Annotated in this window: 18 protein-coding genes and 1 tRNA gene; 10 read left to right on the top strand and 9 right to left on the bottom strand. The window is 72.5% G+C overall.

Annotated elements, in window-relative coordinates; all coding sequences use genetic code 11:
- Positions 1-119 precede the first annotated feature (119 nt).
- Genes EDD40_RS19665 through EDD40_RS19655 form a run of 3 tightly spaced genes read left to right on the top strand, consistent with a single transcriptional unit; the run spans position 120 to position 3,067 of the window.
- On the top strand, positions 120-1,343 hold the full coding sequence (locus EDD40_RS19665; protein WP_123744218.1) for a hypothetical protein: 1,224 nt from the start codon (positions 120-122) through the stop codon (positions 1,341-1,343).
- A gap of 9 nt (positions 1,344-1,352) precedes the next feature.
- Positions 1,353-2,048: a response regulator transcription factor gene (locus tag EDD40_RS19660; protein WP_211348206.1), complete on the top strand. Its 696-nt coding sequence runs from the start codon at positions 1,353-1,355 to the stop codon at positions 2,046-2,048.
- The gene (locus tag EDD40_RS19655; RefSeq protein ID WP_123748145.1) at positions 2,048-3,067 is read left to right on the top strand and encodes a sensor histidine kinase; all 1,020 of its coding nucleotides are present in this window, start codon (positions 2,048-2,050) and stop codon (positions 3,065-3,067) included. The genes EDD40_RS19660 and EDD40_RS19655 overlap by 1 nt, the downstream gene beginning before the upstream one ends.
- Here EDD40_RS19655 and EDD40_RS19650 read toward each other — a convergent pair.
- A complete protein-coding gene (locus tag EDD40_RS19650) occupies positions 3,036-4,055 on the bottom strand; it encodes an NAD-dependent epimerase/dehydratase family protein (protein WP_123744217.1) in 1,020 nt (339 codons plus the stop codon). The two genes, EDD40_RS19655 and EDD40_RS19650, sit on opposite strands and share 32 nt — an antisense overlap.
- 95 nt (positions 4,056-4,150) lie before the next feature.
- Between EDD40_RS19650 and EDD40_RS19645 the strand changes: the two genes are divergently transcribed.
- Both EDD40_RS19645 and EDD40_RS19640 read left to right on the top strand, forming a co-directional pair.
- Positions 4,151-4,651 carry a MogA/MoaB family molybdenum cofactor biosynthesis protein gene (locus tag EDD40_RS19645; RefSeq protein ID WP_123748144.1) on the top strand — a complete coding sequence of 167 codons (501 nt, stop codon included), beginning with the start codon at positions 4,151-4,153 and terminating at the stop codon, positions 4,649-4,651.
- A complete protein-coding gene (locus EDD40_RS19640; protein ID WP_123744216.1) occupies positions 4,648-4,857 on the top strand; it encodes a hypothetical protein in 210 nt (69 codons plus the stop codon). The genes EDD40_RS19645 and EDD40_RS19640 overlap by 4 nt, the downstream gene beginning before the upstream one ends.
- A 235-nt stretch (positions 4,858-5,092) precedes the next feature.
- On the opposite strand, the gene mscL is transcribed toward EDD40_RS19640, so the two are convergent.
- The 7 genes from mscL to EDD40_RS19605 form a co-directional block, all read right to left on the bottom strand.
- The gene (gene mscL, locus EDD40_RS19635; protein WP_123744215.1) at positions 5,093-5,494 is read right to left on the bottom strand and encodes a large-conductance mechanosensitive channel protein MscL; all 402 of its coding nucleotides are present in this window, start codon (positions 5,492-5,494) and stop codon (positions 5,093-5,095) included.
- A 52-nt stretch (positions 5,495-5,546) separates the two neighbouring features.
- Positions 5,547-6,488, bottom strand: coding sequence for an RNA polymerase subunit sigma-70 (locus tag EDD40_RS19630; protein WP_123744214.1), 942 nt, complete (start codon positions 6,486-6,488; stop codon positions 5,547-5,549).
- On the bottom strand, positions 6,488-6,907 hold the full coding sequence (locus EDD40_RS19625) for a glyoxalase superfamily protein (protein WP_123744213.1): 420 nt from the start codon (positions 6,905-6,907) through the stop codon (positions 6,488-6,490). The genes EDD40_RS19630 and EDD40_RS19625 overlap by 1 nt, the downstream gene beginning before the upstream one ends.
- Before the next feature lie 631 nt (positions 6,908-7,538).
- A complete protein-coding gene (locus tag EDD40_RS43705; protein WP_246038337.1) occupies positions 7,539-7,751 on the bottom strand; it encodes a hypothetical protein in 213 nt (70 codons plus the stop codon).
- 188 nt (positions 7,752-7,939) lie between these two features.
- Entirely contained in the window at positions 7,940-8,449 is a 510-nt protein-coding gene (locus EDD40_RS19615; protein ID WP_123744212.1) for an SAF domain-containing protein, read from the bottom strand.
- A gap of 87 nt (positions 8,450-8,536) precedes the next feature.
- Positions 8,537-8,848: an FmdB family zinc ribbon protein gene (locus EDD40_RS19610; protein WP_123744211.1), complete on the bottom strand. Its 312-nt coding sequence runs from the start codon at positions 8,846-8,848 to the stop codon at positions 8,537-8,539.
- Between the two features lie 101 nt (positions 8,849-8,949).
- A complete protein-coding gene (locus EDD40_RS19605) occupies positions 8,950-9,516 on the bottom strand; it encodes a 5-formyltetrahydrofolate cyclo-ligase (protein ID WP_123744210.1) in 567 nt (188 codons plus the stop codon).
- Positions 9,517-9,554: 38 nt separating this feature from the next.
- On the opposite strand from EDD40_RS19605, the gene EDD40_RS19600 reads away from it, so the two are divergent.
- From EDD40_RS19600 to EDD40_RS19580, 5 genes are all read left to right on the top strand, one after another.
- The gene (locus EDD40_RS19600; protein WP_123744209.1) at positions 9,555-10,436 is read left to right on the top strand and encodes a UTP--glucose-1-phosphate uridylyltransferase; all 882 of its coding nucleotides are present in this window, start codon (positions 9,555-9,557) and stop codon (positions 10,434-10,436) included.
- Positions 10,437-10,451: 15 nt separating this feature from the next.
- Positions 10,452-11,675 carry a molybdotransferase-like divisome protein Glp gene (glp, locus tag EDD40_RS19595; protein WP_123744208.1) on the top strand — a complete coding sequence of 408 codons (1,224 nt, stop codon included), beginning with the start codon at positions 10,452-10,454 and terminating at the stop codon, positions 11,673-11,675.
- Between the two features lie 34 nt (positions 11,676-11,709).
- Positions 11,710-12,366, top strand: coding sequence for a GNAT family N-acetyltransferase (locus EDD40_RS19590; protein WP_123744207.1), 657 nt, complete (start codon positions 11,710-11,712; stop codon positions 12,364-12,366).
- Between the two features lie 161 nt (positions 12,367-12,527).
- The gene (gene sepX / locus EDD40_RS19585; RefSeq protein ID WP_123744206.1) at positions 12,528-13,220 is read left to right on the top strand and encodes a divisome protein SepX/GlpR; all 693 of its coding nucleotides are present in this window, start codon (positions 12,528-12,530) and stop codon (positions 13,218-13,220) included.
- Positions 13,221-13,283: 63 nt separating this feature from the next.
- Positions 13,284-13,356 (top strand) — tRNA-Ala (locus EDD40_RS19580).
- Positions 13,357-13,438: 82 nt separating this feature from the next.
- Here the strand turns inward: EDD40_RS19580 and EDD40_RS19575 are convergent.
- Positions 13,439-13,807: a hypothetical protein gene (locus EDD40_RS19575; RefSeq protein ID WP_123744205.1), complete on the bottom strand. Its 369-nt coding sequence runs from the start codon at positions 13,805-13,807 to the stop codon at positions 13,439-13,441.
- Positions 13,808-14,152 lie beyond the last annotated feature (345 nt).

Here is a 14,152-nt window from a genome sequence, read left to right as displayed (position 1 = left end):
ACGGCCGAAAACCGTTGTGCCGCTTACCGAATCATGACGTGTGCGCCAGTTCTTACGGACCGCTGACGGATGTCCCCGCGACCACGTGGCACCGCCCGCACCGGCCTTACGGTGGGCGTGTGCTCCGTGTCCTGGCCGCCGTGGCCCTGGTCGTCTCGGCCGTCGTGGTCGGCGCGCTCCTACCCGATGACCGCGTCCACGCCCCCGCCCCGCCGCTGTTCGCGCACTGGCTGCCGCACGTCGGCATCGGCACGCCGTTGGCCGTGCTGGTGGCGCTGGCGGTCGTGGTGTGGGGTCCGCCGCAGGCCGGCCGGCTCCCGTGGCGCCTCGCGCTGGGCGCGGGTTACGCGGCCGCGCTGGCGTGGACCTTCTCACTGGCCCTGGTGGACGGTTGGGCCCGCGGTGTCACCGGCCGGCTGACCACGGAGCACGAGTACCTGCACGAAGTGCCGGGCGTGACGGACGTCGGCGCGATGCTGCGCGAGTTCTCCTCCCGCATCCTGGACTACCAGCCCGACTCGTGGGCCACGCACGTCTCCGGGCACCCGCCGGGCGCGTTCCTGGTGTTCATCGGGCTCGACCGGGTCGGGCTGCCCGGCGGGGCGTGGGCGGCGGCGTTCGTGGTGCTGGTCGGCGCGCTGACGGCGGTCGCGGTGCCGGTGACGGTGCGCGCGTTGGTCTCCGAGGAGCACGCGCGGGCCGTGCTGCCGTTCGTGGCGCTGTTCCCCGGCGCGGTGTGGATGGGCGTGTCGGCGGACGGGCTGTTCGCGGGCGTCACGGCGTGCGGCATCGCGTTGCTGGCCACCCGGCGGGCGTTGGCGGGCGGTGTGGTGCTGGGCTTCGGCGTGTTCCTGTCCTACGGGCTGGTGCTGATGGGCGTGCTCGCCCTGGTCGTGCTGCTGTGCCACCCGGGAGGTCGGAACTGGCGGGGGATCGGCGTGGCCGTGCTGGGCGCGTCGGCGGTGGTGGCGGTGTTCGCGGCGCTGGGGTTCTGGTGGGTGGACGGCTACCACCTGGTCGTCGAGCGGTACTACCAGGGCATCGCCACACCCCGCGCCTACGTGTACTGGGTGTGGGCGGACCTGGCCGCGGCCGTGTTCGCCTGCGGGTTCGCGCCCTTCGCCGCACGGTGGCGCGGACCAGCGGTCACACTGGCCGCGGCCGCGGCGGCAGCCATCCTGGTCGCCGCGGTGTCCGGCTTGAGCAAGGCCGAGGTGGAGCGGATCTGGCTGCCGTTCACCGTGTGGCTGGTCGTGCTCGTGCCGGACCGGCGGCGGCTGTGGCTGGCGGCGCAAGCGGTGACCGCGCTCGCGGTCAACCACCTCCTGTTGACCAACTGGTGAGGCGCGGACATGGGTGAGACGACCGGGCGGGTGCTCGTCGTGGACGACGACGTGACGGTGCGCGACGTGGTGCGCCGGTACCTGGAGCTGGCCGGCCACGAGGTCGAGCTGGTCGGCGACGGCGAGAGCGCGCTGCGCCGCTTCGCGGAGCGCGAGCCGGACCTGGTGGTGCTCGACCTGATGCTGCCGGGCGTGGACGGGCTGGAGGTGTGCCGGCGGCTGCGGGTGCGCAGCGCCGTGCCGGTGGTGATGCTGACCGCGCTGGGCGAGGAGGAGGACCGGATCGCCGGGCTCCAGCTCGGCGCGGACGACTACGTGACCAAACCGTTCAGCCCGCGCGAGCTGGCGCTGCGGGTGACGTCGGTGCTGCGCCGCTCCCGGGTGGCGGCGTCGCGGTCGGCCTCGGTGCTCACCGACGGCGGGCTGCGGGTGGACGTGGGCGCGCGGTCGGCGTGGCTTGACGGGCGGGAGATGTCGCTGACCACGCGCGAGTTCGACCTGCTGGCGTTCTTCCTCACCCACCCGGGCACCGCGTTCAGCCGCGGCGAGCTGCTGTCGCGGGTGTGGGGCTGGGAGTTCGGCGACCAGTCCACCGTGACCGTCCACGTGCGACGGTTGCGGGAGAAGGTGGAGGTCGACTCGGCCCGGCCGGTGCGGATCGCCACCGTGTGGGGCGTGGGCTACCGGTACGACGGCGGTGCGTGATGCTGGTCGAGATCTACCACATCCTGCCGTACGCGGTGCTGTTCTCGCTGCCGCTGGCGCTGCTCGGCGCGGTGCTGCTGCGGCGGTTGCGCAACGGGTCGCTGGCCACGGCGCTGACCGTGCTGGCGATCGTGCCGGTGGTGGCGACCATCGGCGGCGTGCTGGCGGTGAGCGGGTTCATGTTCACCCCGATCCTCACCACGACCGTGCTGGTGTGCCTGCTGGTGGCCTTGGTGACGGTGCCGACGGCGGTGCTGCTGGGCCGGGCGCTGGCGCGGCGCAGCGTGTGGGAGAGCGAGGCTCGGGCGCGGGAACGCGCGGCCGAGGCGTCCCGGCGCGAGCTGGTCGCGTGGATCAGCCACGACCTGCGCACGCCGTTGGCGGGCATCCGGGCGATGGCCGAGGCGCTGGCCGACGGCGTGGTGTCGCGGCGCGACGAGGTCGCCGACTACGCCGGGCGGATCTCGACCGAGGCGGAAGCGCTGTCCGGGATGGTGGACGACCTGTTCGAGCTGTCCCGCATCACGGCGGGCGCGCTGCGGCTGACGCTGTCCGAGGTGCCGCTGGCGGACGTGGTCAGCGAGGTGGTGGCGGCGGAGAGCCCGGTGGCCTCGCGCAAGGGCGTGCGGCTGCGCGCGGACGCGGCCACGTGGCCGGTGGTGCTCGGCAGCGACCCCGAGCTGGCCCGGGTGGTGCGCAACCTGCTGTCCAACGCGATCCGCCACACCCCGCCGGACGGCACCGTGGCCGTGCAGGTGGACGTGGACGGCCCGTCGGCGCTGCTGCGCGTCGACGACGGCTGCGGCGGCATCCCGGAAGCCGACCTGCCCAGGGTGTTCGACGTGGCGTTCCGCGGCACGCCGCACCGGCAGCCGGTCGGCGGCGGGTTGGGGCTGGCGATCGCGCGCGGCCTGGTGGAGGCCCACCAGGGCACGATCGACGCCCGCAACCACGGCCCCGGCTGCCGGTTCGAGGTGCGGTTGCCGCTCAGCGCAGCGGGTCCGTTGCGAACTGCTTGACCCCGGCGGCGAAGGTCGTCGCGGCCCGGAACCCGAGCAGCTCGCGGGCCCGGGAGGGGTCGGCGACGACGTGCCGGACGTCCGCCGGCCGCGCGCCGCCGACGACCCGCGGCCGAGGCCCGCCGAACGCCTCGGCCAGGTGGGTGGCGAGGTCGCCGACGGTGTGCGGCTCGCCGGAGCAGATGTTGAGCGCGGTGGACGTGCCGGGCGGCAGCGGGCGGTGCAGGGCCAGGACGTTGGCCCGCGCGACGTCCGTGACGTGGACGAAGTCGCGGCGCTGCCGGCCGTCTTCGAGGACGGTGGGCGCCTCGCCGCGTTCGAGCGCGCTGCGGAACAAGCTCGCCACGCCCGCGTACGGGGTGTCCTTGGGCATTCTCGGGCCGTACACGTTGTGGTAGCGCAGCGCCCACACCGTGCCGCCCGTCTGCCGGGCCCACGCCGCCGCGTAGTGCTCCTGGGCGAGCTTGCCGGCGGCGTAGGTGCTGCGGGGGTCCAGCGGGGCGTCCTCGGGGACCAGGCGCGGCTTCAAGGGGCGCTCGCAGTGCGGGCACGGCGGTTCGTAGCGGCCCTCGTCGAGGTCGGCGCGGCGGCGTGGGCCGGCCTGGACGACGCCGTGCCGGTCGCACTCGTACCGGCCCTCGCCGTACACGACCATCGACGACGCCAGGACCAGGTGCCGCACGCCCCGCTCGTGCATCGCGGCGAGCAGCACGGCGGTGCCGAGGTCGTTGTTGCGGGCGTAGAGCGGCGCGTCGGACGGGTCGAGGCCGTGCCCGACGACCGCGGCCTGGTGACAGACCGCGTTCACCCCGTCGAGGAGGTTTTTCACCGTGTCGAGATCGGTGACGTCTTCGGCCGTCGGTGGGCGGACGCGGTGGGCCTGGGGCAGGTAGGCGTCGAGCACGACGACGTCGTGGCCCTGGGCGGTCAGTTGGTCGGCGATGTGTGAGCCGATGAACCCGGCGCCGCCGGTGAGGAGAACGCGCACGTCACCGACGTTAGGGGCGGTTCGGCCGGATCGGGAGGCGCGGCAGCGTGACGTCACGGAACCGTCAGATCCTCCGATTGGCTACGGTGACGCTCATGGAACGCAGCGCGCAGCGACTGGGACGCGCCCTTGTCGTGATCGTGGACGACCGGGTGGCGCACGGTGAGCACGACGACAGCACAGGACCGCTGGTCACCGAGTTGCTGGAGGAAGCAGGGTTCATCGTCGACGGGACGGTCGCGGTGGAGGGCGAGGTGGTGGGCATCCGCGCCGCGCTGAACACCGCGGTGATCGGCGGTGTCGACCTGGTCGTCACCGTCGGCGGCACGGGCGTGTCGCCGCGCGACGTGACACCGGACGCCACACAGGGCGTGCTCGACCGGCCGATCAGCGGCATCGCCGAGGCGCTCCGGGCCTCGGGGCTGGCGGCGGGAGCCGTCGACGCGGGCATCTCGCGGGGACTGGTCGGCGTGTCCGGCAGCACCCTCGTGGTGAACCTGGCCGGGTCGCGGTCGGCGGTGCGTGACGGCATGGCGACGTTGTCGGCCCTCGTGCCGTACGTGATCGAGCAGCTCTCGGGACTGGACGAGGCATGACCGGGCCGGCCGACGACGCCGACGCCACCGCTGACGCCACCCCGGCCGCCTCGGCTGCTTCGGTCGCGGAGGAGGCGGCGCGGCGTCGTCGGCTGGCCGAGGTGTTCGGCGACGTGCTGCCGGAGGGCTCGGCGGACGAACCGCACCCGACCGGGCGCGACGACCGGTGGTACGAGGAGAACCGGCCGCCGCACCACGGCGGCTAGCCCGAGCCGAGGACCGGCCGCCACCGTGACGGCCGGCCCTCGACCAACCGGGTGCCGGACCCCGCCACGTCCACTTCGACCGCCACCTCTCCCCGCCGTGCGCCGATCCCCGACCGGCCACCGACCAGTCCTCGCCACCGGCCGGCCTTCTTCGAGCGTGTCCAGCGTCAGCGCCCGTGAGCGGGCGCGGCTACGTCGTTCGCGGCGCGTCCTGTCGAGCCTCGGGCCCTGGCCCTCAGTCCTGGCGCTGGCGCTGCTGGGCGGCGAGGAGGTCGCGGATCTCCTTGAGCAGCTCGACGTCGGTCGGCTCCGCGGGGCCGGGCTCCTGACCGCGCTTGCGCCGCTCCTTCAGCTTGTTCATCGGCAGCACGAAGATGAAGTAGACGATCGCGGCCACGATCAGGAAGTTGATCACCGCCGTGATGATCGCGCCGAAGTCGATGATGGTCTTCTCGGTCGAGCCCAGCTGGACGGCCAGGCCGGCGACGTTGTTGCCGCCGAACAGCGCGATGATCGGGTTGATCAGGTTCGTGGTGAACGCGGTGACGATCGCGGTGAACGCGGCGCCGATGACCACCGCCACGGCGAGGTCGATCACGTTGCCGCGCATGAGGAAGTCCTTGAAGCCCTTGATCACGGTTGGCTCCTCCGTTCGGGGGTATGGGTGGGGGCCAGCGGAGAGTAACGGCTCAAGGGTTCGTCGGTGACGCTCCGGGTACCTGTGTCGCGGGGAGACCGAGCAGTTCGAACCGCGAGGGGCCGAACGTGGTGATCTCGGCGATCCGGTCGCCCTCGATGCGCAGGACGTCCAACTTGAGCGCCCGGAACACCGTGTCGCCGTGGCGGCGCAGGTAGCCGGCGGCGGCCGGCATCCGGTTGGCCCGGGTCGGCACGAGCAGCCAGTCGCCCTCCCGGTCGGGGCCGAGGGCGCGTTCCAGCAGCGTCGCGACCTGGTCGAGGCCCTCGAAGCACAGCGGCGCGGGCGGCATGGTGACGCGCAGGTCCTCGGCCGCGATCGCCACGGCCGCCACCGCGTCGCACCGCTGGTGGGCGTCGATGAACCGGCTGAGCAGTTCGCGTTCCCGCGGGTTCGGCTCCCGCGCGGCCCAGTCGTTGCGGTGGGAGGGCAGGTGCTGCCGCATCGTGGCCCGGGCCCGTTGGAGCGCGCTGTTGGCGGCGGCCACGCTGATGTCGAGCAGGCCGGCCGTTTCCTGCGCCGTCATGCCCAGCACCTCCCGCGCGAGCAACGCGGCCCGCTGCCGCGCGGGGAGGAGCTGGAGGGCGGCCAGGAAGGCGAGCTCCACCGTCTCCCGCGCGACCGCCACCACGTCCGGCTCGTCGTCGGCCGGCGCCACCCGGTCCAGCAGGCGGTCCGGGTACGGGGTGAGCCAGCTGATCTCCGGCTGCGTCCGGGGCGTGCGCGCCTTGGCCCGGACCAGGTCGACGCACGTGTTGGTGGCGATCTTGTAGAGCCAGGCGCGGACGTTGCCGCCGTCGAAGGTGTCCCACGCCCGCCAGGCGCGCAGGAACACCTCCTGCACGGCGTCCTCGGCTTCTTCGTAGGAGGCGAGCATCCGGTAGCAGTGGACGTGCAGCTCGCGGCGGTGCTGCCGGGTGGCCTGCTCGAACATCAGCGCAGGGGCTTCGCGACCTGCTGGACGGCCCACGTGTTGCCGTCCGGGTCGTCGAAGAAGATGAAGGAGTTGTAGTCCCCGCCGGCCGGGTCCGCTCCGGGCGTCATCACGCCGTTCTCGAAGTGCTGCGGGCCGGAGTTCGCCACGCCCTTCGCCTCGAGGTGCGCGTGTGCCTCCTCGATGTCGGAGACGACCAGCTGGCAGCCCTTGAGCGAGCCGGGTGCGCCGCTGTCGCCGAGGCCCTTGCCGAAGACGATGGAGCACGCCGAGCCGGGCGGGGTGACCTGGATGACCCGGAAGGCGTCGCCCGAGCGGTGGTCGGTGTCGAGCGTGAAGCCCAACGTGTCGGCGTAGAACGTCTTGGCGCGCTCGACGTCGGACACGGGGACGACGACCACTTGCAGCTTCCAGTCCACGGTTCTCTCCTCGGTAAGGGGCCGGAGCCCCACCCTGAATGCCTTGTACCCGGTGGAACGACAGGCGCGCCGAAAACTCATCGGTCACCCGATGAAAACTTCATCTTCCCAGCTCACCACCCTGATTCCACCCCACCGTGCCCGTCTCCCACCGCGACCGACGCGACCGGAGGCGTGCAAGCGGGGTCACGGACCAGGACGGCGTGGACGGCGCCGGCGAGGGTTCGGGGTCGGGCGATGGCACGGACAAAGCGGAACTGAGGATTCGCGACGGCCGGCCGATGACCAGCCGCGCCGGGTGAGGTGGCTGGAACGGGCCAAGGCGAGTAGTGGCCGAGTCGGCGGGGGCCGGGCCGGCGGTGCAGGACCGGAGGTGGGGAGGGTGGGTTGCTGGCGAGTGGCAGGTCGTGAGGCGAGATCGCCAAGCCGGGTCGAGTGGAGCGGGGATGGGCGGTCGGCTGGGCTGGGCCGGAGTGGCGCGGGACAGGGCGGGATGGTGGATCAGTCGGAAGGCGGCGTGGGCTGGGGACAGCCTCGGTGGGTGCGGTTGTTGGTGGGTGTGGTCGTAGGGCCTGCGGTGCAGGGTGGGGAAGCGGGAAGGACGGTTGCTGGCGGGTGGTGGGTCGGTGGGCTACTGCCCGGCAGGGCGCGCCGGGCGGGTTGGCAGGGCAGGGGAGGCAGGGTTGGGTGGGGTGTGGATGAGGTGGCGGGGGAGCGTGATGTCGGAGGTGACGGAGCCGGCGCCGCCGACGCGTTCGATGTGGGCGTCGTCGCGTCGGTCGAGTTCGACGAGGCCGCTGATGACGTGCAGGTGGTTGGTGAACTCGTGGGCTCGGGCGCGGATGACTTCGGTGACGGTGCGGTGGCCGTAGGCGGGAACAGCTGTTGGTGGGCGTGACTGTCGGTGGGGCGGCTGTCAGGGGTCAGCCGTGGTGGAGGCCGGCAGGTGTGTGGAAGGCGTAGCGCCGGTGTTCAGGCGGTGTGGTGGTGCGTCTGTGTCTGAGGTGCCGGCGGGTGGCGGCTGGCGGGTGGTCAGCGCAGGATCAGGGCGACTGGGCCGGCCAGGGTTTCGGCGGCCAGGCGGTGGGCTGCGGCGCGCTCCGCGGAGATCACGACGACCTCGCCCTCGCGCACGGCGACCACCGAGGCGTCCGCTGCCAGCACCTCCGACCCCGCGCCGACGACGTCCACCCGGCTCCCCGGCCGCAGCAGGCCGACCACCCCGGCGTCGGCCAGGTGCACGGCCACCGACGACACGTCCGGGTCGACCGGGGACAAGCGGGCATCGGTCAGCGGTTCACCGGAACGGGCCGCGCTCACCAGGCTGCGGCCTGACGCGTCAGCCGACGCGACCGCGCCCGCCGGCGACAAGGACGGTGGCACGGCGACCACGCGCACGTCGTCCGCACCGAGCGGCACGCCGGGGGCAAGATCCCGCGCCGCCACCAGGACGTCGACCGTCGAACCGTCCGGCAGCACGGCCACACCCACGGCTACCAGGGCCAGCAGGCCCGCCAGGATCCTTCTGAGGTGGAGGAGCATGGTTGTGACGGTAGGGACGGGACGGGGGTTCGGACAGCGCGAACCCCCGAGCTGTGGACAACTCGGGGGCCTGTGGACAACTTCCGATCAGGACGCGGCGGCAGCCGGCGCGCTCGACGTCGAGGACGAAGACGACGACGTAGAAGACGAGGATGAAGACGATGACGACTCGGACTTCGCGGCGGCCGGAGCCGGCGTGGCCGCGGGGGAAGCCGAGGACGACGAACGGCTGTCGGTCCGGTAGAAGCCGCTGCCCTTGAACACGACGCCGACCGCGCCGTAGAGCTTGCGCAGCCTGCCGGAGCACTGGGGGCACTCGGTCAACGCGGAGTCCGAGAAGGACTGCACCGCGTCGAACCGGTGGTCGCACTCGGTGCAGGCGTACTGGTAGGTCGGCACGGTGAGCCCTCCACGAGTCCTGGTTGGCACTCCTGCGTCACGAGTGCCAACACCGATGATGCGCCACCCGGCATATGTGGCGCAAACATCACAGGTCAAAGTCACAGCGACGGCAGCCGGACCACACCCCGCGCGGGCGTCAGCACCGCGTCCACCCGCACGTCGTGCGGTTCCGCCGGCAACGACGGCACGAACTCCTCGTCCCGCACCACCGCCACCACCGGACCCGTGGCCAGCCGCAACACCCGGTCGTAGTAACCGCCGCCCTTGCCCAACCGCACCCCGGAGCGGTCCACCGCCAACGCGGGCACCAGCACCAACGCCGCCGACCCGACGGCCTCCGCGCCCAGCAGCGCCCCCTCCGGCTCCCGCAGCCCGAACGCGCCCGCCCGCAACCGCCCGTCGTAAGCGGCCCAGTCGAGCCCGTCCCCGACCACCACCGGCAGCAACACCCGCAACCCGTGCGCCCGCAGCGCCTCCACCATCGCCAACGACCCGGGCTCCACCGCCGAAGCGACATAAGCGCACACGGTCTCACCAGGCGAAACGCCGAACTCGGCGACGGCGGACAGCACCTCGTCCACCATCCGGGGCAGCACCGCGCCCCGCCGCGCGGCCCGCAGCCGTGTGCGCAGAGTCGCCTTCCGATCACGTTCACCGGACGTCATGGCAGGTCACCCTAAGCGCGCCGTTACGCTCGCAGGCCATGAGCGCCTTCCAGACAGCGATCGTGCCGGCGGCAGGCCTGGGCACGCGCTTCCTCCCCACCACCAAAGCGGTGCCCAAGGAGTTGCTGCCGGTCGTCGACACCCCCGGCATCGAGCTCGTCGCCACCGAGGCCGCCGAGGCCGGCGCGACGAAGCTGATCATCGTGACCTCCCCCGGCAAGGACGCCGTCGCGGAGTACTTCCGCCCGCAGCCGGAACTGGAGGCGACGCTCGAGGAGCGCGGCAAGACCGACCTGCTCGCCAAGGTCCGCCGCGCGCCGAACCTGCTCACCGTCGAGACCGCCATCCAGGACAAGGCGCTGGGCCTCGGGCACGCGGTCGCCTGCGCCGAGGGCAACCTGACCGGGGCGGACGAGGCCGTCGCCGTCCTGCTGCCGGACGACCTGGTGCTGCCCACGGGCGTGCTGTCGAAGATGGCCGCGGTCCGCGAGAAGCTCGGCGGCAGCGTGCTGTGCGCGTTCGACATCCCCAAGGAGCAGATCTCCGCCTACGGCGTCTTCGACGTCAAGGACACCGGTGACGACGACGTCAAGCAGGTCGTCGGCATGGTCGAGAAGCCCAAGGCCGAGGACGCGCCGTCCACGTTCGCCGCGGCCGGCCGCTACCTCCTCGACCGGGCGATCTTCGACGCCCTCAAGCGCATCACGCCCGGCGCGGGCGGCGAGCTGCAGCTCACCGACGCCATCGCGCTGCTGATCAACGAGGGCCACCCCGTGCACGTCGTGGTCCACCGCGGTGGGCGACACGACCTGGGCAATCCGGGGGGATTCCTCAAAGCTGCGGTTGACTTCGCACTGGAGCACCCCGACTACGGGCCCGAGCTGGGGGAGTGGTTGCGGGCACGCCTCGCCAACTCCTAAAACGAAGGTCAACTCATGAGGTCAGTGGACGAGCAGCTCGCCAGGGTGGTCGCCGCCGCCGTGCGGCCCGCCCCCGTGCGGGTCGCGATCTCCGAGTCGCAGGGCCTGCTCTGCGCCGAGGAGGTCGTCGCCGAGCGCGCGTTGCCCGGTTTCGACCAGGCGGCGGTCGACGGCTACGCGGTGCGCAGCGTCGACGTGCAGGCCGCCAACGAGGAAGCGGTCACGCTCCCGGTGGTCGGCGAGATCCCCGCCGGGTCCCGCCAGCCCAGACGACTGCAACCCGGCCAGGCGGTGCGGGTCGCGACCGGCGCGCCGCTGCCGACGCTGGCCGACGCCGTGGTGCCCGTCGACTACACCGACGGGCACGCGGCGAAGGTCACCGTGCACCGCTCCGTGCCGTCCGCGGCGTTCGTGCGGCGCACCGGCGAGGACGTGCAGACCGGTGACGTCGCGGTGCGCCGCGGCGCGTCCATCGGCGCCGCCCAGGTCGGCCTGCTCGCCGCGGTCGGCCGCAACAAGGTGCTGGTCCACCCCCGGCCGCGGGTGTCGGTGATCTCCCTCGGCGAGGAGCTGGTCGACGTCGACCGCACCCCGGGCCAGGGCCAGGTCTACGACGTCAACTCCTACGCGCTGGCCGCCGCCGCGCGGGACGCGGGCGCCGAGGTCAGCCGGGTCGGCATCCAGTCGTCCGACCCGCGCCGGATGCGGGAGGTCGTCGAGGGCAGGTTGCTGCTGTCGGAGATCGTCGTGGTCGCGGGTGGCGTCGGGGGCGTCATCGGCGACGAGGTGCGCGCCGCGCTGGCCGACCTCGGCGACGTCGACGTGACCCGGGTGGCCATGCACCCCGGTTCGGTGCAGGGCTTCGGCCGGCTCGGACCGGACGCGGTGCCGACGTTCCTGCTGCCCGCGAACCCGATGAGCGCCCTGGTCGTTTTCGAAGTGCTGGTGCGTCCGCTGATCCGGGCCGCGCTCGGCAAGCGCAACCCGTACCGGCGGGCGGTCAGCGCGCGGCTGCTGTCGCCGCTGACGTCCACGAAGGGCCGGCGCGGCTACCTGCGCGGCCAGCTGCTGCGCGACGCGGACAACGGCGAGTACCTGGTGCAGCCGCTGGGTACCTCCGGGTCGCACCTGCTGGCGTCGTTGGCCGAGGCGAACTGCCTGGTCATGGTCGACGAGGACGTGACGGACGTGGCGGTCGGCGAAGAGGTCATGGTCAGCTTCCTCGCCCAACGGGGATGAGACCCCTGACGGTAACGAGACACAGTGGGGATGGATGAGTTTCGCGGGTGACGGCGGCAGGCACCCCGGCTGGCCCGCGCGGCTCGGACCGCTGAGGGTCGCGGCGGGCCTGGTGGAGCTGCGGCCGCCGAAGCTGTTCGACGCCTCGACGTGGTCGCGGGCCCGGCTGCGCGACCGGGCGTACCTGGAGGACTGGGAACCCACCGCGGCCGAGGGGTGGCACGAGCGCAACGCGCCGCTGGCCTGGCCGCCGCAGTGGTCCTCGCTCAAGTCGCTGGCCCGGCGCGGCCAGGCCCTGCCGTTCGTGATCACCGTGGACGGCGTGCTGGCCGGGCAGATCACCGTGGGCAACATCGTGCGCGGCTCGCTGCGCTCGGCGTGGGTCGGCTACTGGGTGGCGGCCGACCGGGCGCGCGGCGGCGTGGCCACCGCGGCGTTGGCGCTGGTGGTCGACCACTGCTTCGGCGCGGGCGGCCTGCACCGGCTGGAGGCGACCGTCCGGCCGGAGAACCGGGCCAGCCTGCGGGTGCTCGCCAAGGCGGGTTTCCGGGAGGAGGGCCTGTTCCTGCGCTACCTCGACGTGGCGGGCGACTGGCGTGACCACCTGTGCTTCGCGATGACCGCCGAAGAAGCCTCGCCCGAAGGTCTCGTACGCCGATTGGTCGCACAGGGGTACGCCCGAACCGCCTGATCTGCGGGCCGACCGGCTTATTCGGATCACCCGAAAGTGGGTGATACACCACACTTTGGTACGTACGCCAGTCGGCGTGCCTCCGACACAGGTGTGACTGTTGTGACTAGCGTGGCATGCGCACCACCGAGCGCGCCGCGGGGTAGGGGGAGGTGACGGGGATGCCGAGCTCGCTGATCGTCGTGGGACTGGTCGTGGCCTGGTTGGTCGTCCTCGTGCCGATGGTCGCGCGCAAGCGCGCCGACGCGTCGCGCGGCAGCATGGAGGAGGGGTACGACGCCATGCCCGAGGCAGACCCGGACTTCGAGGAGTACGACGACTACGACGAGCCGGACCTCGACTTCGTCGAGCACCGGCCGTTCCGCCCGGGGCGCGGCGGCTACGACCCGGAGACCGCGGCGATCGTGGCCCAGGCGAAGTACGCCTTCCGCCGCCGCGTCGTCGGCACGCTCCTGCTGCTCGCCCTGGTCACCGGCGTCGTCGCCGGCGTGTTCTACCCGCTCGCCTGGTGGGGCCACGCCGCCGTCGACGTGACGCTCGTCTCCTACCTCGGGTACCTGCGCCGGCAGGTGCGGATCGAGGAGGAGATCCGCGCGCGCCGCGTGGCCAGGCACTCCCAGTCCCGCCGCCGTCCCGCCGCCCGGTCGGCCGCGGACGCGCAGCCGCACACCGCCGCCGCGCCGTCCGCGGAGTCCGAGCCGTCCCGCGACCAGTCGGGCCTGCCCCCGCAGCCGAGGTTCCAGCACCAGGCCCGCCCCGGCACCGTCGTGGTGGACCTGGACGACGAGGACCCGTTGTTCGTCGAGCTGGACGGCCCCGACGCCCTCCCGTACCGCCGGGCGTCGGGCGAGTAGAGGGGGGTGGCAAAACCACCCCCCGACTACTGATATGCTTCCTCCCGCACGACAACAGAACACGGGGCTGTAGCGCAGTTGGTAGCGCGACTCGTTCGCATCGAGTAGGTCAGGGGTTCGATTCCCCTCAGCTCCACAAGTGACACAGCACGCGAAGAGCGGGAACCGGTCCTCCGGTTCCCGCTCTTCGGTGTTGGTGCCCCCTGACGGCGCGGTGCTCACGGGCGGGTCCCCGGTTCCGCCGGGGCGAACTGCTCGATGTCGTCCAGGGCGTCCTGCGCTGTGCCGCCCAGCACGCGATCGGACAGCAGGGCCTGCAAGGCGGGCACCACGGTCCCCCTGGTGATCTTGCCGTGGATGCGTGCCAGGTGCCCGAGGCAGGTCGCGGCCAGGCGGCGCAACCGGACGTCGTGCCGAGGGGCCAGGTGCTCCAGCAGGATCGGTTCCACCCACTCGCCGTCGAGGTCGTCGTAGGTCAGCTCCAGCAGCGCCGGGTTCGCCACCTGCGGATCGCCCGTGCTGACGGCGGCGAGCATCTCGGCCCGCCACTGCTCGTCGTCGTCCGACGGGTTCATCTCGGAGGTCACCGTGCCGATTCTGCCTTCGCGGTCCTCCCTCGGGCTGGTTCCGCGTGGGTTGAGGCTCCTGATGGCAGTTAAGGACCCCAGCAGGCACGCCGGTTCTCTGTCGTCCACTCAGCTCGCCTGGGCGGGGGTTCTGCCTGCCGTGGGCGTGCCGTGGATCGTGGACGGCTTGCCTCGCACGTGGCACTTGTGTGTTAGTACAGCTCAGGTGTAATGGTCATCTCGAAGGTCACCAGATGCCGTCGAGTGCTTTCGGGAGCGCGTAGCCACAATGCGTCGCCTACTGTCGGTATGCACTCTGCGGTGGTAGCCGAACGAGTTGGGCGATGAGGCGTCGCGATCCGGTAG

Origin of the sequence: Saccharothrix texasensis (genome assembly GCF_003752005.1) — a bacterium.
In the GTDB taxonomy this organism is placed as follows: domain Bacteria; phylum Actinomycetota; class Actinomycetes; order Mycobacteriales; family Pseudonocardiaceae; genus Actinosynnema; species Actinosynnema texasense.
Note: the sequence above shows the minus strand (reverse complement) of the source record. Positions and strands in the feature narration are given on the sequence as shown.